The 20,273-nt window shown below is 36.1% G+C and carries 13 protein-coding genes; 1 reads left to right on the top strand and 12 read right to left on the bottom strand.

Annotation, left to right across the window (positions count from 1 at the left end):
* Positions 1 to 27 precede the first annotated feature (27 nt).
* From FHR29_RS05540 to FHR29_RS05495, 10 genes are all read right to left on the bottom strand, one after another.
* Positions 28 to 1,605 (bottom strand): RagB/SusD family nutrient uptake outer membrane protein, encoded by a 1,578-nt coding sequence (locus FHR29_RS05540; protein ID WP_183912977.1) that lies wholly within the window; start codon positions 1,603 to 1,605, stop codon positions 28 to 30.
* Between the two features lie 11 nt (positions 1,606 to 1,616).
* The gene (locus FHR29_RS05535; protein WP_183912975.1) at positions 1,617 to 4,694 is read right to left on the bottom strand and encodes a TonB-dependent receptor; all 3,078 of its coding nucleotides are present in this window, start codon (positions 4,692 to 4,694) and stop codon (positions 1,617 to 1,619) included.
* Positions 4,695 to 4,782: 88 nt separating this feature from the next.
* Positions 4,783 to 5,838 (bottom strand): FecR family protein, encoded by a 1,056-nt coding sequence (locus tag FHR29_RS05530; protein WP_183912973.1) that lies wholly within the window; start codon positions 5,836 to 5,838, stop codon positions 4,783 to 4,785.
* 373 nt (positions 5,839 to 6,211) lie between these two features.
* The gene (locus tag FHR29_RS05525) at positions 6,212 to 6,814 is read right to left on the bottom strand and encodes an RNA polymerase sigma factor (RefSeq protein ID WP_132768299.1); all 603 of its coding nucleotides are present in this window, start codon (positions 6,812 to 6,814) and stop codon (positions 6,212 to 6,214) included.
* Positions 6,815 to 7,271: 457 nt separating this feature from the next.
* Entirely contained in the window at positions 7,272 to 8,012 is a 741-nt protein-coding gene (locus tag FHR29_RS05520) for a thioredoxin domain-containing protein (protein ID WP_183912971.1), read from the bottom strand.
* Between the two features lie 71 nt (positions 8,013 to 8,083).
* Positions 8,084 to 9,709 carry an arylsulfatase gene (locus FHR29_RS05515; protein ID WP_183912969.1) on the bottom strand — a complete coding sequence of 542 codons (1,626 nt, stop codon included), beginning with the start codon at positions 9,707 to 9,709 and terminating at the stop codon, positions 8,084 to 8,086.
* A 21-nt stretch (positions 9,710 to 9,730) separates the two neighbouring features.
* Complete coding sequence (locus FHR29_RS05510; RefSeq protein WP_183912967.1) at positions 9,731 to 11,323, bottom strand: arylsulfatase; 1,593 nt, start codon at positions 11,321 to 11,323, stop codon at positions 9,731 to 9,733.
* Between the two features lie 32 nt (positions 11,324 to 11,355).
* Entirely contained in the window at positions 11,356 to 12,822 is a 1,467-nt protein-coding gene (locus FHR29_RS05505; protein ID WP_183912965.1) for a RagB/SusD family nutrient uptake outer membrane protein, read from the bottom strand.
* Positions 12,823 to 12,833: 11 nt separating this feature from the next.
* A complete protein-coding gene (locus FHR29_RS05500) occupies positions 12,834 to 15,890 on the bottom strand; it encodes a TonB-dependent receptor (RefSeq protein ID WP_183912962.1) in 3,057 nt (1,018 codons plus the stop codon).
* Positions 15,891 to 16,462: 572 nt separating this feature from the next.
* Entirely contained in the window at positions 16,463 to 17,113 is a 651-nt protein-coding gene (locus FHR29_RS05495) for a DUF1349 domain-containing protein (RefSeq protein WP_132768311.1), read from the bottom strand.
* Positions 17,114 to 17,208: 95 nt separating this feature from the next.
* On the opposite strand from FHR29_RS05495, the gene FHR29_RS05490 reads away from it, so the two are divergent.
* Positions 17,209 to 17,973 (top strand): response regulator transcription factor, encoded by a 765-nt coding sequence (locus tag FHR29_RS05490; RefSeq protein WP_183912960.1) that lies wholly within the window; start codon positions 17,209 to 17,211, stop codon positions 17,971 to 17,973.
* Positions 17,974 to 18,306: 333 nt separating this feature from the next.
* Here the strand turns inward: FHR29_RS05490 and FHR29_RS05485 are convergent, their stop codons facing one another.
* Positions 18,307 to 19,251 carry an aldo/keto reductase gene (locus FHR29_RS05485; RefSeq protein WP_183912958.1) on the bottom strand — a complete coding sequence of 315 codons (945 nt, stop codon included), beginning with the start codon at positions 19,249 to 19,251 and terminating at the stop codon, positions 18,307 to 18,309.
* Between the two features lie 207 nt (positions 19,252 to 19,458).
* Positions 19,459 to 19,896, bottom strand: a complete 438-nt coding sequence (locus tag FHR29_RS05480) for a nuclear transport factor 2 family protein (RefSeq protein WP_132768317.1) — start codon at positions 19,894 to 19,896, stop codon at positions 19,459 to 19,461.
* Positions 19,897 to 20,273 lie beyond the last annotated feature (377 nt).

Genomic DNA, 20,273 nt, shown 5'->3' with positions numbered 1-20,273 from the left:
GTGATTTAAGTTATTTTTAGGATAATTTTACCATCCCTCATTTTGACTGATCCCAGAATTACTCAAATCTGATGGCGGAATTGGCCATACATGATGAATAGCAGGATTAAAAGTTCGGGCAGGCCAAACTTGTACTATGGTGTAGCTAGAAGTTGGATCAGTTTTAGCAATATGTTGCCTTCCGGTTGCTGGTCGTGCATAGGCCGCTTGGGCATCACCCCAACGAACCAAGTCACTATGCCTATCGGTATATTCTGCAGCAAACTCTGAACGACGCTCTCTTTTTAAATTAACCATTGTTGCGCCACTTATTGCAGGGAGCCCTGCGCGGTTACGTACCAAATTAATCTCCACATCTCCAGATTTCCCTTGTTTAATCTGCGCTTCGGCTTTCATCAAAAGAATATCTGCATAACGGATTAAAGGAATATTTAGATCAGAAGTCGGATAATCTCCACTAGGATTTAAATGTTGATCCTTTGGAAAACGGAAAGGTTGCATATACTTTTTGAACTGAAAACCAGTTTGAGAATTAGACGAATAATATTTCCGATCCAATCCAAATAACGTAAATGTATCGTTAAATTCAAGTATGGTTGCCTTTTTACGATTGTCACCTGATTCGAAAGCGTTATACAATTCTAAAGTGGGGTGAAAATATCCCCAACCATTATAAAGTCCGTAACCTGTATTTTCAAATAATACAGCCGGCAATATGGAACCCTGAATTTTATTAGAAACTACAGAAAAGATATATTCAGATGAAAAATTGTTTTCGATGTAAAAGACGCTTGCAAAATCTGTTTCTGGTTTTCCTGTATTAATTAATTTACGGCCTGATCCTGAGTTGGTCACCATATCACAGTACTTAACAACTTGCGTCCATTTACTCTCGTCATATCGTGCCCATTGCAAATTTGTTTTGGCTAAATAGGCATAAGCAGCGTCTTTATGCGCTCTTCCTAAATCACCTGCTCCATATGTGTTGACAAGTGGCAATAGCTCTGCTGCCTTTAAAAGATCCCCTTCAATCTGTGCTAAATTCTCTTTTACATGCGTCGGTCGTACAAATTTAATTTCATTCATATTTGCATCTGTAACGATGGGAACACCAGCACGTTGATCTCCATAATATTGTGACAAATAAAAATAGGCATAACCTCGCATGAAATACGCTTGTCCTAACACGTGTTTTTTTACGTTATCGCTAATACTCATAGCTGGCACTTTAGTGATAATGGTATTTGCACGTTGTATGATCTGATAAAATTTCTTGTACATACTATTAATGCGGCTTTCAGCACCTGTAGCAGTAAAATTACGCACTGCTGCTGATCCTGCATCTGTACGTCCAGTGACCATATCGTCCGATGCGTTGATAAACCAAAACAAACCTCTTCCGAACATATTATCGTCATTGAAATGTTCATAAAGACCATTACTGGCAAATATCGCATCTGCTTCTGTCTTCCAGAAGTTTTCATTGGTAATTGATCCTTTTGGAGTCAGATCAGTAAAACTCTTACTACAGCCCTGTATACCTATGCTCAATCCTAGTAATGCTATTGTAATGTATTTGTATTTTTTTATGGATGGTGTTTTCATGATTTTCATTCTTAAAAATTAACATTTAATCCTATCGTGTATGTCTTGGCTAAAGGATAATTTGCTACATCTAATCCAATACTGCCGACCTCTGGATCTATACCAGAATAAGAGGTAAAGGTGAACGGGTTTTCCGCAGAAAAATAAATCCTAGATTGCAGTTTATTCAAAAACTTAGGTAAGTTATAGCCAACAGTAATGTTTTTTATACGAAAATAATCGCCACTTTCAAGGTACCAATCTGATATCGTTCCGTAATTAGCATTTGGATCTTTAGAAGAAAGTGCTGGAATATTACTATTTAGATTATCCGGCGTCCAGGCATTTAGGACACGATTATCCAGATTATAACCCTGTAAGCCCGCGTTATAGGCTGTGAATTTATATCCGTTAAAAATTTTTGCTCCTGAAATTCCATAGGTTAATACATTTAGATCAAAGTTTTTATAATCTAAATTAAGGGCAAAACCATAGGTGAACTTAGGAATCGCACTACCCATATATACACGATCATCAAAACTGATTTTACCGTCACCATTTGTATCTTCGAATTTTAAATCACCAGGACGTGCAAAGGGTTGAATAAGCTTACCATTTAGGCTATGCGCCTGTACTTCTGCTTCGGAATTAAATATTCCGGTATTCGGAATCAAATAGTAAGAATATAAGGCTTGTCCTGGCGTGGACCGATATGGAGACAATATACCCCTAACTTCTCCTGGATTTTCAATAAATTCGCTATTAACTCCATTCAGATGTAATACCTCATTACGATTGAAGGCAATATTAGCATTTAAACCAAGTCTCCAATCTCCAAATTGATGATTATATTTTCCGCTAAATTCAAATCCCTTGTTCATCACGTCACCTGTATTAATTGTAGGGCCTCTCTGCATACCTGAGTGTGGATCTGGAAGAATTTCATTGATCATTCCGATGGTCTTTTTCCGATAATAATCTGCTGTAAAACTTAACTGATGAAATAAAGTCATATCCAGACCGATATCCCATGATTCGGAAGTCTCCCAGATGAGATTAGGATTACCTTGTTTGATCATTGCAAAATGGCGTACCAAAATACCTTCCGACCCTAAAGGTGTGACAGTACCGCTATTCAAAGGTAAGTTATATGCGTATTTATCAACAGTTTGAATGTTCCCGATCTGACCCCAAGAAGCGCGTATTTTTAAATCATTAATAAAGTCACTTTTAAAAAATGATTCTGAAGAAATTTTCCAGGCTCCCGAAATTGATGTAAATACATCCGATCGATTATTTATTGGTAAGCGCGAACTGCGATCCTGCCGGATACTTGCTCCTAAATAATACCGTCCTGCATAATTGTAATTAACACGAGCAATAGCAGATGTTAGTGCATCTTCCCAGACATCACTTGTTGGAATTCCTGGTATAGATTGTGCATTCTCGATATATTGATACCAATCGTCTTCCCGTTCAAATCCCATTCCCTGAATGTAGTATTGTTCATACTTTGTTTTCTGAGCAGAGTATACTGCTACAGCGTCAATCTGGTGATCACCAAAACGTTTCGTATAATTCAATTGCTGATCCCAAATCCAACGATCTGTACGAGCTTCTTCTTGCGTCAAATAATTGTTGCCATTTGATCTTCCAATTTCTGGTATTTTGGGATCAAATCTTTTTAAAGAATACCGATTTATATCCAAAACAAAATTAGATTTGAAGGTTAGACCATCCCATAAATCCACTTTGGCAAAAACATTACCATTGAGGTTAAGTGTCGGATTGTTAACTGTTGGACGTAGAAGTAAAGCTACTGGATTATAAGTATCACCATATGCAGATGAAAATTGCGATAAATTAAAAGGAACAGTACCGTGAAATAATCCTTTCTCATCATATACAGGTGCTGCAGGATTCATATAAATTGCATTGATGATCGATCCACTATAACTGCTAGATGTATTTGTACCTCGAGCGGTGGTATGGTTGACATAAAAATTTTGTCCTAATGTCAATCGATCAAAAAAATCAAATTCGGATTTCAAACGATAAGCAAAACGTTTGTAACCTGTATTCAGCAATAAACCTTCCTTATCGTGATAACCAAATGAAGAATTATACCTGGATCGTTCTGATCCACCAGACACCTGCGCATTTGCATTTAAAATATTCCCTGTTCTGAAGATTTCATTCATCCAATTGGTACGGGTTTCCTGTCCCCAAGGATTTAATGTCGCATTATGACCATCGGCAGGATTCACTCCATCTCTTTTCGCTGCATCATTATAGGCTTGGGCGTATTGTGTCGCGTTCAAAGCAGTCGGTAGATTACTCGCATTTTGCCAACCTCGATACAGATCGACACTTAGTTTGGGCGCTCCAGCTTTACCGCTTTTAGTTGTGATCACGATAACTCCAGATGATGCCTGAGCTCCATAGATAGCTGCAGAAGCTGCATCTTTCAAGATATCCATGCTTTCAATATCATTTGGATTGATAGGTCCGCCATAATAGGGTGCTCCATCGACTACATAAAGTGGCGATTCGGCGTTTAGTGTCCCCATTCCTCTAATCATCACTTTGGGCATTGCCGAAGGATCGCCACCTGCTGACATCACCGTTACTCCTGCAACGTTTCCTTGCATCAGATCTGCCACGTTAGTTAATGGACGAGCAACATTTTCTGCGACATTAGGTAAAGAGCTTACAGCAGTTGTTAAATCTCCCCTTTTTTGCTGACCGTAACCAATGACAACCACCTCATCAAGAGCTGAAAGTTGCTCTTTCAATGTAATCAAAATTGAGTTACTATCACCACTCTTTATACCTTTAAGCTCTTCAAGGTAAGATTCGTACCCAATCATGGAAACCTTTATCTTATACTTCGCATCTTCATTTAATTCTTTAAATACAAATACACCTTTTTGATCTGTCGATATACTCGTGACAACTTGTCCTTTCGTATCTAAAAGTACAACCGTCGCTCCTGTTTTGACAACACCATTATTATCCATAATGGTACCTCTTATTTGCCCATTGGACTGGGCATAAGATTGCAGAGCAACGGAGATCGATAGCATTGTCAATAATGCTCTTAACTTCATCGGGTTTCTTTTCATTTCATTTAGTCTTTTAATTTGTAGGTGGTTTGTACCGCATGAACTAAAATTTAAACGGTATTATTTACTTCTTTTATTGCTTTTTATTTTTAATGATTATACTGTTATTGCTATGGGTATAGGTAAGTTCATTCATCTGACAAATAATGGATAGCATAACATCCAGTGGATAATGTTCTTCAAATTTCCCAGTAAAGGATAGTCCTTCAAGAGATACCTCTTCTAGATTAATGATTACACCCTTTAGTTTTACAATCTTAGAAAACACCTGTGGAAGTGGCGTCTGATCAAACTGCAGGCCACCCTCTTGTTTATGTTCGTCTGATTTCACGTTGTCCGCTAATTTTAGATTGTTCGCTTTTTCTTGTCGATCAACTAATAAAGCTGTTTTAAAATGATCATCAATCAATAACTGTTGTCCAGGCTTGAGCACCTGATCTTTCATTTCAAATGGACTGCGATTCGTTGATTTCACAACTATTTTTCCAGATATTAACCTAACCGATAATTTACTTTTAGTATAACTATCGACTGTAAATTCAGTACCAAGTGCCGTTGTTGTATAACCGTTGGCGGATACAATAAATGGTCGTTGCGCATCATGGGCGACATTAAATCTCGCTTCTCCAATTAGTGTCAGTTTTCTATCGATGTTTCCATATTCTTTTGTATAATAAATATTACTATTAGGGGATAAAATAATCCGAGATCCATCTTTCATTTTATAGGTAAGCGTATCTGTACTGCTGTTGGCAAGTTCATATATGAGTGGTTCTGGTATTTGTACTGTTGTACTGGGAACAGGCAAATTTGTTTGGACAAAGTGATACCCAAATATTCCCATAGCCAATAAAATGGAAGCGGCAATAGACCAGCCTATTTTTAAACGACGTCGATTAGGTAATGCTTTGATCACTCCCATTTTTTCATGAATACCGAATAACATCTGTTGATACTCTTCTTCTGTTGCCAATTTTTCGTTTTCATGTACTGTTGCAAAATCATTCCGAAGTTCCTCCATTAGAGGGTGTTTGGAATCTTCTAAGTCGGACAATAGTTTATGCTGATCATTTTTAGAAAGTTTTCCTTCCCAAAAACGAGTAATTAAATTAAGAATCTGTTGCTTCATCAATAGTAAATACACAGGAAATTTCCAAAGGGGATGCTTTTGTTGTTAAGAAATTATTAATAAAACATCAATTAAACATGTGGATACATCGCTTAATACTAAAGACATGATCACGTATGAGAAAGATTATATTTGAGCCTTAATGTAAACGCAATACTCTTGCTTTTATACTTATCAAAAAAAGACAAATAATCTTTGGGAGAGATGAATCACCCAACGTACTTAAAAAGAAATAATAATTCGAATTTTACGGAGGTACAAAGGATTATTTTTTTTTGTAAAAAAGCCTTTTGTAAAGTACTTATGAAGCGGTTTACTATGATTCAGATCGGAATGTTCCGGAGATAAGGCAATAAGGAGTGGATAAAAAAAATTAAAGATTCGCGAGAAGAAAGACGATGAGTAATGATCTTTCTGCATAGGCAGGGTATTGCTTAGCGACATATTCTCTAATGGCTTTGTTCGATTGTTTGAGATAATCTGCTACCGATTGTGGGCTAAGTCCTAAAAGATCAGCTACATCTTCTTTTGTGCGCCCCTCATAACGACACAATTTAAATACTTCCCGTTTTCTTTTTGGTAATACGGCAACGGCTTCTTCCAAGATTTCCATTTGCTTATTGAAAATTTCTTCTTGAATACTGCTATCTTCCTCGGCATAAATTTCTTCGGGATAATTGGCAATATACGCAACTGATTCTTTCAACTTACTGCGTAAAACATTAAGCGATTTATTATAACTGACAACAAATAACCAGCCTCCAACAGGACGATCAACCTGTATCTTAAATCGATTCTGCCAAAGCGATAAAAAAACATCTTGCAACACTTCCGTCGCTAATTCACGATTATCGATTAATTTTAGAATATTTGCATGTACAGGTTTATGATACCGCGCATATAATGCATTGAAAGCCTTTACGTCTCCCCTCGACATTGCTACGATTTCTTCAATTTCTGTTACCGTTTTATTCATGTTAATTGATATGTTTTATCTTCTACATCTGTGGTTTTGTGGTTTGAAAACCACGGGCAAATTTATTTAAAAAACAAACAGCTTAATCCTTTTAGGAGGTTATCAAATTGTTAAGAATATGGGTTGTTTCTGGTAATTAAATAATTGGTTACTTATCGTAAATATACAAAAATGATCTACATTACAAAATAAGATTTATGCAGTTTAATGGATGACTTGTACAAGGGTAATGCTATCATTCTGAAATTATATTTCATCACTATCTGAGAGAAGCGAATTGCAATAGATGTAAGGCAGATGGAGAAAGGGAAATTTACATATACTATGAATACATGGGAATTTAAGTCACTAAAACCTGATTTTGGAAAAACAAGACAGAACTAGGATACAAAAATAGCTAACCTGTATAATACAGATTAGCTATTAAAATCATAATGCTTATAGCACGTCAAGACCACTACTTGACACTTGCAGCTACAATTTCTGCAACGGAGGGAATACCTGTTTTTTTCCATATAGGTTCACCATTCTTATAAAGAATTAATGTTGGTATGGAAGTTATTTTAAAATCTTTAATTATTTCAGGATTTGCATCTATTTCTACTAAAATTGTTTTGATATTATTTTCCGCCTTGCTGTTGATTGAATCTAATACTGGTATTACTTTTTTACAAGGGGGGCAATAGTTTGATCCGAAGTCAACGAGAACATATTCCTGAGATTTCAATGCTGTTTTAAAATCAGCCAATAAAATTCTATTTTTATTTACAGTTGCTACCTCTACTGGATATCCTGCTCCGATCCAAGCTGAAATACCAGGTGCCAAAACATAGATCTTTGTAAATCCACGTTCTGCGAGTAAATTAGCGATTTTTGTAGATCGCCCGGTTTGGATAGAATAGATAAAGACTGGTTGACTTTTAATTAATCGACCCAATTGCTGTTCATAACCTTTAACGGCAGGATCGATCTGACGAGCTTGTGGTAAATGTGCCTGTTCATATTCTTCAGCACTGCGAGCATCTAAAATCTGAGGCTTATCCTGTTGGCTTATTTTTTCATGAAATAACGCCGCTTTTACGCGAAAATCTTTTTGTTCTCTCTTCTCCTTCTCTATCGGAGATGATTGGTTTTGTCCTTTGCCATCAAACACTGTGATGACCAATAAAATTAGGATTAATGTAATCTGTTTTTTCATTTGTTAAACACGATATAAATGTCGAATTTTCTTAAATTGTTACGAGTTCATTTTTTAGAAAAGATAATTCACTAAAAACGGAAAGCGGGTGCTGCTATTTCTTGTGTCTTACTTTTTCTAAATTCTTTCATAGATACCGGTTCACGATCCTCAAGTTCGGCGAAATCAACAACACCGTTTATTTTAGCCCATTTGAAATATGCTTGAGATAATTGGGATACCACATCATGATTTTGGCTAGCAACATCTTTTATTTCAGTAGGGTCGTTTTCTAAATTATACAATTCCCATTTATAAGAGGGCCAAGTTGAGATCAACTTCCATTTGCCTATTCGAGCCGCGCGATTACCGGCACGTTCCCAGAAAAGTCCTTCAGGTCTGTCAATTTTATTCTTATCATCAAAAATAACAGGCAACAGATTTTTACCTTTTAAATCATTGGTTTTTAAACCCTTGTATGTTTTTGGATATGTCGCTCCTGCTAAAGCGTAGAATGTTGGTGCTAAATCAATAATATGTCCCGTCCCATTTTTAATGGTATTTGCCTTTATTCGATTAGGAAACCAAGCTATAAATGGTGTATTAATACCACCTTCATATGTGTAATCTTTAAATGCTTTATAAGGTGTGTTGGAAGCATATGACCAGTTTTTACTCTGTGATTCATACGAACCTGTAGTGCCTACAGGCCCTGAGTTTATTCTTGCGCCATGATGCCACTTCACTAAATCTTCAGCTGGAGCTCCATTGTCGGATAAAAAAACAATGAGTGTATTATCCAGTTGATTATTGTCTTTCAATTTCTGGATAAGGTGACCAATACTCTGATCTAAGCGGTCGACCATAGCGGCATATATTTCCATTTTCTTTGCCCACAATTGACGTTGATCAAAAGATAGTCGGTCCCAATCGTAAATATCTTCATCACGTATTGATAATTTGGTATCAGGTGTAATTAAACCTAACTCCTTCTGACGTTTAAATCTTTCTTGACGAATTGCTTCCCAGCCTTTATCGTATTTCCCCTTATATTTTGCAATATCCTGAGGTAGCGCTATTAAAGGCCAGTGTGGAGCTGTATGAGCTAAATAGAGGAAAAAGGGTTTTTTATCATCTTTTACTTGATCCAAAAATGATAAAGCATGTTGATTGATTACATTGGTAGCATAGTTTTCAGGAAGTGGATATCCTTGTGCATCTGTTTCACCTTTAAAACCCGGCGCACCTGAATCAGAACTCTTTTCATCCTTTGGAAATACGAGATCAAAACCACGCTGCCAAGGAAGGCTCGTCCCTTTGCCAGATACATGCCATTTACCGGATGTGATGGTGTTATAACCGTTTTCCTTCAATACTTCAGCAAGGGTTAGTGATTCTTGATTAATATATCCTTGATAAGCAGGTAATCCGAGGTCATTAGAAAAATAGCCTACTCCAGCTTTATGCTGATACTGCCCTGTCAATAAAGACGCACGAGTGGGTGCACAAATGGAATTATTATAGAACTCACGTAACCGCAATCCTTCTGATGCAAGCCGATCTAAGTTGGGGGTTTCAATCTCACCTCCGTATGCGCCAAGATCTGAATAACCCAAATCATCGGCTAAGATTAGCACGATGTTAGGCTTTTTTTGCTGTGCTACACCAAGTGTCGTTAGGCTTGCAGTTAAATATAATATGGAAAATATTTTTTTCATGGTAATGTTTGATTTTAAATGTTAGCGAAATGAGGATTGTCCTTTGATTCGGTCATAATTGACAACGTCGTTTTCTTTTGCCCATTTTCGATACAGTTCTTCAAGCTGTTTTACAACTTGAGGATTCTGAGACGCGACATTATGATTCTCTCCTCTATCTGTATCGATGTCATATAACTCTACATTATTCCCGTTACGATAGGTAGACACCAGTTTCCATTTTCCGAAACGGACAGCTCGATTGCCGGCACGTTCCCAAAATAAAGCTTGATTACGCTCCACCTGTGCCAGATCAGTATTTAACAGTTTTCTAAGGCTGACTCCGGGAAGTGTATTGGTAGCGGTCCCATAATTCGTATTTGGGTACTTTGCTTGGGCATAATCATATAATGTTGGAGCAATATCAATTAGATGTCCAGTTCCTCTTTTAATGGTGTTGGCTTTTACTTCCTTAGGGTACCAAACAATAAAAGGAGCGCCAATACCGCCCTCGTATGGGTTATCCTTGTAACTTCTTAATGGTGAATTTCCCATTTGTGACCAATTGCTATTTTGCACATCATAAGATCCTGCAGAACCAACAGTACCCGTGTTTCTGCTTGTATAAATACGGGCTCGATCACCACCTTGTGCACCATTGTCAGACAAAAATATAATGATTGTATTGTCATCAACTTTTAACTCTTTTAGGGTCTGACGAATCTTACCGATACTTTGATCCACACGATCAATCATACCTGCAAATACTTGCTGTCTTCTTTTCCAGTATTGTTGCTCATCATAGGTTAATTTATTCCATCCTTGCGTTAATGTATCTTTAGCACTTATTTTCTGCTTCGCAGGGAATACGCCTTGTTTAATAGCATTTTCATATCGTTTTGTGCGTAAACTGTCCCAACCAATAGTATAAGTTCCCTGATACTTTTGCGTTTCTTCTTCTGGTGCCTGTAGAGGCCAGTGTGGTGCATTAAAGGCTAGGTATAGAAAGAATGGCTTTTTATCATGATGTTGCTCTTTCAAAAATCCAATTGCCTGATCGGTAATTTCATCGGTCAGATATCGATCTTTAGGTAAGTAGAAGGGTTTATTATTCTTGTACAAAGGCACTGTCGCTTGAGTAGAATCGCTGATTTCATAAAAATTAGACGCACCTCCTACAAAATTGAACGACCGTTCAAATCCTCGTTGTGCTGGCCACTGATCGTAATCGTCCCCAACATGCCATTTGCCTGATATAATAGTGGAATAACCTGCCTTTTTTAAGACTTCTGCCAACGTTGGCGATTCTTTATTCAAGAAACCTTGATATGCAGGAAGTCCAAGGTTTACATTGAAATAACCTAGTCCTGCCTTATGGGCATATTGCCCTGTCAATAAAGATGCTCTTGTTGGAGCACAGATCGAGTTGTTATAAAATTCTTGAAAACGAGTTCCTTGAGATGCCAATTCTGTTAGATTTGGGGTATGGATATCAGATGCACCATATGGTTCAATATCTGAAAAACCGAGATCATCGACCAAGATCAAGATCACATTTGGACGTTTGTCCTGGGACCATCCAGCGAGGCTGCTTAAAGTCATTAAGAGCGTCAATAAATAATAGTTTCTTTTCATTATGTGAAATTTTTAATGAATGTGAATTGATTTTAATTATTAACCCAATCTGGATGCTGTTTAAGATTTGGATTTAAATTCAGTTCGCGTTGTGGCGTGGGAAAATGAATATGTCTTGGAGCCGCATTTGTTTTACCTGCGGCCTTTAGTTTTGCAACATAATAGGTTGCCCCTCTGCGCGCTAAGTCAAACCACCTTTGATATTCAAAAGTTAACTCCTTCCTTCTCTCTTCAAATACTGCTTCTCTAAAATCATCTTTACTTAAATTTTTTTCGATATCACCTGTTGCTGCACGCATTCTAACTTTATTTAGAAAAGTCTGTGCTAGTGAACTTGATCCATTGAGTTCATTTTCAGCTTCTGCCAATATGAGCAATACTTCAGCATAACGAATAATGGGTAAATTTTTAGAAGATTGACTTTGGTTGCCTACTACACTCTCATCATAATATTTATTAAATTGAGGTTTTGCAAGAGCATAATACTTACCATCGACCGGAGAAATCATCCCTGTAGTAAATGTGGTATTTAAACGTTTATCCTGTTTAGAAAAAGTACCATATAAACCACCTTCAGCATGCCAAGCATCCGCATAGTCACCATTAATACCCGGAATATCCGCAGGTGCAGATCTACTTGCAAGCGAATTTCCCTGATATCCACTGTTCCCTTTGAATTGTGCAGAGAAAATATGTTCAATACCGTTTTTCTTATCGATATTGAATACATCCGTAAATTCGGGAAACAAATCATATCCCTCTTTATCAATTACATCCTGTGCTTTTAATTTTGCATTTGACCAATCTTGTTGTGTTAAATATACCTTTGCCAGTATACTTTTGGCAGCTCCTGATGAAGCTCTTCCTTTATCGTTGTCACCGTAAGATTTATAATTGGGTAGATTTTCTGCATCTTTAAGATCTGCAATAATTTGGTTATAGACTTCTTTTTCAGAAGCCTTGGTTACATAAAGCTCTTCCGTGCTAAGTGATGTTACAGGTTTTAGAACTAAAGGAACGGGACCAAACCAACGAACTAAATTAAAATAATGCAGTGCTCTTAAAAACTTGGCTTCATTAATTAAACGCTTACGGATTGCGTCATTAATCTTTTCAGGTGATATCAAAGCGATGTATTCTATATTTTGATTTGAAGCATTTATAGCGTCGTAACTTTGTTTCCACAATTGTTCCATCCGGTCATTCGATGCATCGTGTGTCAAGTTACTGATCGCACGTACATGTGCATTCCGCGCTCTTGGTCCGGCTTCATAATCATCAGTCGCCATTTCTACTCCAATTTGAAAAAGACTATTATAGATGGACTGTCCGCTTTCATATAGTTTGCGATATGTTCCGTTAACAGCAGAAACAGCTTGATTTTCATTCAGATAAAACTGCTCAGAAACCAGTAGACTTTCCGGTTTCTCATCTAATTTTGAGCATGATACGATTCCAATCAATAATGTGGATGCGAATAATATATTTGTAATTTTCATGTGCCTCTGGATTAAAATGTTAAAGAAAGACCTACTGTGAGGGAGCGTGAAGCTGGATAAATTCCAGAATCTGTCCCTATCTGTACGTTACTACCTGATGTCACTTCAGGATCAAAACCTTTGTACTTACTCCAGGTAAGTAAATTTTGTCCAGATAGGTATACGTTCAAATTGGATATTCGAGTAGCATTTAATACATGTTTAGGAATGGTATAGCCAAATTGAAAAGACTTTAATCTGACAAATGAACCATTCTCAACAAACTGATCTGAAAAAATTGGAGCAGGATCTAATTTCGCTCTAGGATAGCTTTGACTGGCATTTGTTTCAGTCCATCTGTCTAAAGCATCTGTTGATGCATTTTGTTGTCCCGTAAACATTTCCAAGTTTTGACGATTGATATTAAGTAACTCATTTCCAACTGTTCCTTGTATTAAAAAAGTAAGATCAAAGCCGCGATAAGAAAGCGTATTGGTTAGTCCAAAAATAAAATCTGGTTGTGCATTTCCAATGATGCCACGGTCATTTGCTGTTGTAAATTTACCGTCACCGTCGATATCTTTGTAAAGACGATCCCCAGCTTTTGGTATGGCATTTCCAGTAAATAAACCTTTAGTTGATTCCTCTCCTTTTTGTAAAATTCCATCGATCTGTGTGCCATAAAAAGTTCCGAGAGGTTCACCAACTTTAATGATATAATTTCCAGAAATATAAGATTGTGCTCCTGTACCAATGGTTAATACTTGATTTCGATTGAATGAAAAGTTCACATCTGTATTCCAGACAAATTTTCCATTTAGGTTCCTGGTTTTCAAGCCAAATTCAAATCCTTTGTTGGAAACTGAACCAAAATTCTGTAAAGAAGATGCATAACCTGATGTCCATGGAATTTCAACATTAAGTAATAAATCGGTGGTTTTTTTGTAGTAGTAGTCTAAGGTAAACTGTAGTTTACTGTTAAATAGCGCAATATCAAATCCTCCATCATACTGATAGGTCGTTTCCCAACCTAAATTTTTATTTGGTATACGTTGCGAAGCAAAACCGGTTACTATTTTATTGCCAAATAAATAATTTAAGTTATATAATGTCGAAAGCGACTGATACTGACCGATCTCCTGGTTGCCCGTAGTTCCAAAACTAGCTCGGATTTTTAAATCATTGACCGCACTGAACGTTTCTTTAAAAAAGCTTTCGTTGCTAGCTCTCCATGAAAAAGCTAATGAAGGAAAATTTCCCCATTTATTATCAGCTCCAAATCTAGAGCTACCGTCGCGCCTGATACTGGCTGATAAATAATATTTATTGGCATAATTATAATTTACACGAGCCAGATAAGAATGCAGTATCCAAGAATAAGCATCGGAATTTGGACGGACAAGGGTTGATCCACTTTGCAGACTGTTATACAAAAGATCATCCGTTACGAAATTTTCAGCTCCCGCGTTGAAGGTCTCATTCTTTGCTTCCTGTTGCGTAAATCCAACTAAAGCATTTAAATGATGATCTTGAAAAGAAGTGGTATAGTTTAACGTATTTTCATTCAGCCATGAATATGAATCTAGATTACCTAAATTTGCTTTTCCATTGTTACCTGCCCCCTCGTAGATGTAAGAAGGCAAATAAAATTTATCGGTCCTATTGTTTAAATCTACACCTAATAACACTTTCGCTTGAAGCCCTTCTATAATATCATATTGAGCAAATGAAGTTCCCAAAATGCGTAATGCGTTTGATGTATTGGTGGTTTCTTTTAATGTTGCAATAGGATTTGCAAAAATGTTTTCAAACGGATTTCTTAATGTGTAGGATCCATCGGCATCATATATGGTTGCGGTTGGAGGCATTATCAATAATGCATTGATAATTCCTGATGGTGCAATTTGAGATGTTGTTCTGTTAATTGAAAAATTAGCGCCAACATTTAAGCGCTTAAAAGGATTAGCATTGATATTGGAACGGAAACCTAAACGCTTAAAATCTGTATTTTTAATTACTCCATCTTGGTCAAAATAATTAGCTCCAATAAAATATTGCACCTGTTCAGCTCCACCTGATAAAGATAATTGATGATTCGTAATCTGTCCATTTTGGAAAGCTTCTTTTTGCCAATTTGTTCCTGAACCTAATTGATCGATTTTGTCTTGTGTGAGGTACTGAAATTTTCCCAGATTCGGATATGCATCATATAAGGCCTCATTGCGAAGAATAGCAAAATCTGGAGCTGTTAGGACATCTATTTTTTTTAACACCTGTTGTTGTCCTATACTACCATCATAGTTCAGTTGTACACGACCTGCTTTACCTTTCTTAGTTGTCACCAATATTACGCCGTTAGCACCACGAGAACCGTAGATTGCTGTTGCAGCAGCATCTTTTAAAACTTCAATACTTTCGACATCACTTGGATTGATGCTCGACATGGGATTGACAGGAGTTCCACTACCTACTCCAGTACTCTCTGTTTGATTATATATGGGAAAACCATCAATAACATATAAGGGTTCATTTCCCCCCTGAATAGATGCGCCTCCACGAATACGTATACTGACACCACCGCCCGGCTGCCCAGAAGTTTGCGTAACCTGCACCCCTGATATACCACCTTTCAAAGTCTGATCTAGCGATGATACATTCTGTTTCAATAAAGACTCATTTAAGGAAGCAACTGATCCCGTCAAATCGCGGCGTTTCTGCGTACCATAGCCTACCACTACGACTTCATCAAGATCTTCCGTAGTAGGGCTTAATTCAATTACAGTAGGTGATGTATTGATAACAATCTTTTTCTTTTCATACCCGACAAAAGATACAATCAGCGTAAAAGGGAGTTTTTGACCTGTGACAAATTGAAACCGCCCATTTCCATCTGTTTTTACACTATGTGTTACTGCTTCCAATTGCACAGTAACACCTTCAATGGGTTCTTTACTGGAAGCATCGATAACTGTACCAACTAAGGAGGCATTTATTATCGGTTTAGGTTCTATTTGAGCATACAGCGAATTCAGGCTGCGTATTAAGAACAAAATAAGTATAGAATACCGAAGTACTCCTAATTTTTTCATAGTTTTACGGTGTTTAATAGTGAATACTTACAAGTGCCAACGCCAATTGAAGACTTGTGGTTCATTATATCCAAACTTGGGGGAGCGTTAAAGCTTCCCCTATTTTTTTAAAGAAGATTTTTTGAAATTAGATGCACATTCGCATCCAGCAGGAAGGGAATTAAAGGAAACATAATCAGTCACGGAGACTGCTCTTGTAGATGGGTTAGTAAGATTGTTTTTCATAAACTTTGTTAAATAATGAATATTAATTTCGGTTTCGTTTGCCAACGCCAATTGAGTAACGATAAGGCAAATATAAAAATAAATTTAATAAAGTCTACCAACTAAGTAGATTTTATGTAATTATTTTTAAAACCTGAACTAAAGCACCATATAGCATCGTTTATTAATCATATTATCTGTTAAACAAATTTTTATATTGGCAACAATGCCAATGCATTAACATCAAAAAAGGAAATGAAAAATCGGATAAAGCTAATCTGTAGCTATTATCCGATTCAGTTATTAAATTTTCACTAAAAATACTGGGGTACTTCTATTTTTTTTATTGAGGCATGAACATGTACCATTTAGTTTGCATGATTTTTTAACCATTCTAAGCGTCTTTGATCAGCAAGATGTTTCACTTCGAAATGCTCAAATGTTGCGTTAAAACCATTACCATCAGGACATGCCGCCATTAAGCCCACCATAACAGGTGTATTATCTTGTAAATAGGCATTACGCATTAAAGTATAACTTTTATCATCAAAAGAGTAAAATATCTCTACAGCATCCAACCTCCTTACAGCTTTTATCCATACGTATGGAATGGCTTTTTCTAGACTGATGATACTCCAATCACTGGTGCGGTGTGTCACGACAGTACTTAAATTGTATTTTCCATCAACAAACTCGATTCCTGCTTTAATATAATTTTCTTTATCAATCCGTAGCATCAATCCCATCTGATCAAATCTCGCTTTATAGTCAGCAGAAATTTTTACTTTTGTCTCAAACTCACCACCATAAGTTCCATAATAAAATGGAGCATCGTCAACAGTAAATCCATAATGTGATATACGCCAATAATCACTCTGGGGTGTTACGAACATACTCAGCGTTTGGTCCTTTACCTCCCACTTTGCCGGTTCATTAAACCACTGCATTTTCGTTAGATTTTGTGCCATTGTCAACTGTTGGCAAAGAACAGTCATCATAAGTAGTATTAATTTCTTCATCTCTGTATTCAAATAATCTTATAATTTTTTACTTTAGCAAAGGTATACGAGCGTTTAAAGATTATCAATACTGATAAATAACCATTTTTTAAGATATGAATAACATTGCAGGAGTTCTTAACGAAAAGCTTTTAGAGCAAGTATTTGAACAAGAGCCAGATCCTCACAAACTGCTTCAGCAATGTCAATATATTGCACAATTTTATGCTCATATTGAAAATTCGATAGCGGTTTTGAGTGATCTTAAAAATGACAAAAGCTATATCTACAACGGAGGGCTTGCCCAAACACTAGGATTATCAGATCATGATTCAGAGATTGATTCCATATGGGAAGATGCAATTTTCAAGCTTATTCACCCTGATGATCTACTACGGAAGCATATCCTTGAATTGCAATATTTTCATTTTATAAAACATATACCTCTTACTGACCGTCACAATTTTCATGTCATTAGTAAGATCAGGATGTACAATCAGGAAGGTCAGTATATATGGATATCCCATCGCATGTATTATGTTCAGAATTCACCTAATGGCAGTATTTGGTTAGCCCTATGTTTATACAATTTTGCACATTTGTCCGATAACACAGAGTCTTACGAGGGCTTTATTGTGAATAGTGTTACAGGGCAAATTATTCAACCTGAAAAACAGGAAAGTAGCAATTTATTATCCAAGCGAGAGATAGAAATTCTTAGTTTAATAAAAATTGGCAGACGCAGTAAAGAAATTGCTGATGACCTCTCCATCAGTATTAATACTGTCAATCGACACCGACAAAATATTCTTGAAAAACTTCGTGTTACGAATTCAATTGAAGCATGCCGGATCGCATCTTCTTTAAACTTGTTTAAATAGTTGATATAGATGACCTATTTTCCCAAGCGATATAATTTAAAATCGGCGTCAAATTATTTCTTGACGCCGATTTTAAATAAGATTGCTATAATAATAAATCCTAATCCAGTTAATATGGGGGGTAATAGATTTCCTCTAATTCCAAAGTAAATCATCAATAAAGCGACTATAATGAGCAGTATAAGTAGTATGGTCTTCATATTTATGTATTGAGCAACACAGTGTGTTATCATAAAGCTACTTAAAAAAAAATAGACAGATCCTTTACTTTTTAAACATCCGTAATTTATACCATTATAAATAATATTCTTACCATTAGTACCAAAATCTCAATTATTTACTGACCTCATTCAATAATGCTAAATCTTCCTGATCTAAAGTGATTTTAGGAGCATCAAATAGCGTTTTCAATTGATTATTACTCGTTGCGCTTACTATTGGTGCTGTAATTAATGGATTGGCCAGTAGCCACGCTAAGGCTATTGTTGCTGGTTGTGTATGATATTTCAATGCGATTTTATCAAGAGCAGACAGCACATTTAATCCCTCAGCATTTAAATATTTCCGCACTCCTTCACCACGCGCACTCTTGTTAAGATCTGATTCATTTCTATATTTTCCTGTTAGAAATCCGGCGGCTAATGACCAGTATGAAAAAGTACTTAAATTGTATTTTTCAACTAAAGGCGCGTAATCTTTTTCAAAAGTAGTGCGTTCCATCAAATTATAATGTGGTTGAAGCGCTACATATTTCGGAAAATTGTTCTTCTCAGCAACATCAAAAGATTCTATCAATCGCTTAGGGGATAGATTAGAAGCTGCAATATAACGAACTTTACCAGCCTTAATAATCTCGTCATACGCAGATAATGTTTCCTCAATTGGTGTTATTTGATCATCAAAATGCGTATAATACAGATCGATATGGTCTGTACCTAAACGCTGTAAAGATTCATCAACGGATTTCAGGATATGTTTTTTACTGATATCAACAGGATGTTCTTTTGTTTCAGATCCCACTTTTGTTGCAATGACAATATTTTCTCTGTTATTACGTAGCTTCATCCATTTTCCAATGATAGTCTCAGACTGGCCTCCTACTCCATTCACCCACCAAGAATATGTATCTGCAGTATCCACAAAATTAAAACCTTCATCTACAAACGCGTCTAAAATATCAAATGATTCTTTTTCATCTAAAGTCCATCCAAAAACATTACCTCCAAAATTGATCGGAGCAATTTCTAAATCTGTATTTTTAATTGTTACTTTTTTCATGTTTATTCAAATAAATATTTCAGTAAAAATAACTTATTCACATTTTAATAAATTCATCAGTTTGTCAAGATGTTGACTCTTTAGTTCTAATAAAGTTATAATATCTTAGAACAAAAAGAGTAATATTATAGAAATGTATGTCTAATAGAAAAAGCCATATCTAACGATATGGCCTGATATAAAACCTATATTTTTCAGTGAAATTTTCTATTTATATGAGGTGACGGAGTCCGTTATTTTCCAAGTCCCCTTATCGTTGATTAAAGTTACAATGTCAATCTTGGTAAAGCTATCGAATTGCATGATCACTTTGGCAATAGCGTAGTCTTTGGAGGTTTCTAAAATCTGTGTAGTAGTCTTACAGTTTAATCGCTCTCCTTTTTGCTTTTTAAAGAAGTTAATAAGTTCTGATCGACTATTTGTTTTTGCATGTGTCCCTTGGACTTTCTGATTAAAATCGCTTGCAAACAACTGCTCTAATCCTATTGATTGTCCTTCGGTAATGATTTCTATATATTGACCAATTGCTAAGTTAGCTGTAGAAAGATTAACCATACTTTTTTCTGGTTTATCTGCCGCCATAGTAATGCTACCTAAAGTTACTAATGCTACCGCTGCGAATGTTTTTACTAACGTTGTCATCATGTTTTATTTTTTAGTACTCGTTTGTTGTGCTTTAAATGAGTAGATTTTTGGATAATTTTTCCCTTAATAATTTCCTTTAACTTTCTGATTCAAAATTAAGACAAACAACGTATATTGTTTATTACATTTAGATTAACAATATATTAAACTCGCTAAAAAACAGTATACTGAAGGTGAATAGACAATCCATCATTATTAAAGTAAATGACGTCGCGTGAATGCATGTTATAAATTACGTCCCTGTTAAATGTATATGAATAGATATTTTAAGCGGTTCGAGGGAAAAATAAATAGATAAAAAAAGAGAGTAAGTTCATCTTTAAAATGTCTTACTCTCTCTGAGATTGTCTATAATAATTTTAACACATCGCCTATAT

The sequence above is a fragment of the Sphingobacterium sp. JUb56 genome (assembly GCF_014191365.1).
GTDB lineage: Bacteria > Bacteroidota > Bacteroidia > Sphingobacteriales > Sphingobacteriaceae > Sphingobacterium > Sphingobacterium anhuiense.
Note: the sequence above shows the minus strand (reverse complement) of the source record. Positions and strands in the feature narration are given on the sequence as shown.

What these genes read in the sequence shown, in the direction of transcription:
- FHR29_RS05480 (WP_132768317.1), bottom strand. Translation starts at nt 19,896, where the DNA reads ATGATGACAACGTTAGTAAAAACATTCGCAGCGGTAGCATTAGTAACT.
- FHR29_RS05520 (WP_183912971.1), bottom strand. Translation starts at nt 8,012, where the DNA reads ATGAAAAAACAGATTACATTAATCCTAATTTTATTGGTCATCACAGTG.
- FHR29_RS05500 (WP_183912962.1), bottom strand. Translation starts at nt 15,890, where the DNA reads ATGAAAAAATTAGGAGTACTTCGGTATTCTATACTTATTTTGTTCTTA.
- FHR29_RS05510 (WP_183912967.1), bottom strand. Translation starts at nt 11,323, where the DNA reads ATGAAAAGAAACTATTATTTATTGACGCTCTTAATGACTTTAAGCAGC.
- FHR29_RS05490 (WP_183912960.1), top strand. Translation starts at nt 17,209, where the DNA reads ATGAATAACATTGCAGGAGTTCTTAACGAAAAGCTTTTAGAGCAAGTA.
- FHR29_RS05540 (WP_183912977.1), bottom strand. Translation starts at nt 1,605, where the DNA reads ATGAAAACACCATCCATAAAAAAATACAAATACATTACAATAGCATTA.
- FHR29_RS05530 (WP_183912973.1), bottom strand. Translation starts at nt 5,838, where the DNA reads ATGAAGCAACAGATTCTTAATTTAATTACTCGTTTTTGGGAAGGAAAA.
- FHR29_RS05505 (WP_183912965.1), bottom strand. Translation starts at nt 12,822, where the DNA reads ATGAAAATTACAAATATATTATTCGCATCCACATTATTGATTGGAATC.
- FHR29_RS05525 (WP_132768299.1), bottom strand. Translation starts at nt 6,814, where the DNA reads ATGAATAAAACGGTAACAGAAATTGAAGAAATCGTAGCAATGTCGAGG.
- FHR29_RS05535 (WP_183912975.1), bottom strand. Translation starts at nt 4,694, where the DNA reads ATGAAGTTAAGAGCATTATTGACAATGCTATCGATCTCCGTTGCTCTG.
- FHR29_RS05485 (WP_183912958.1), bottom strand. Translation starts at nt 19,251, where the DNA reads ATGAAAAAAGTAACAATTAAAAATACAGATTTAGAAATTGCTCCGATC.
- FHR29_RS05515 (WP_183912969.1), bottom strand. Translation starts at nt 9,709, where the DNA reads ATGAAAAAAATATTTTCCATATTATATTTAACTGCAAGCCTAACGACA.
- FHR29_RS05495 (WP_132768311.1), bottom strand. Translation starts at nt 17,113, where the DNA reads ATGAAGAAATTAATACTACTTATGATGACTGTTCTTTGCCAACAGTTG.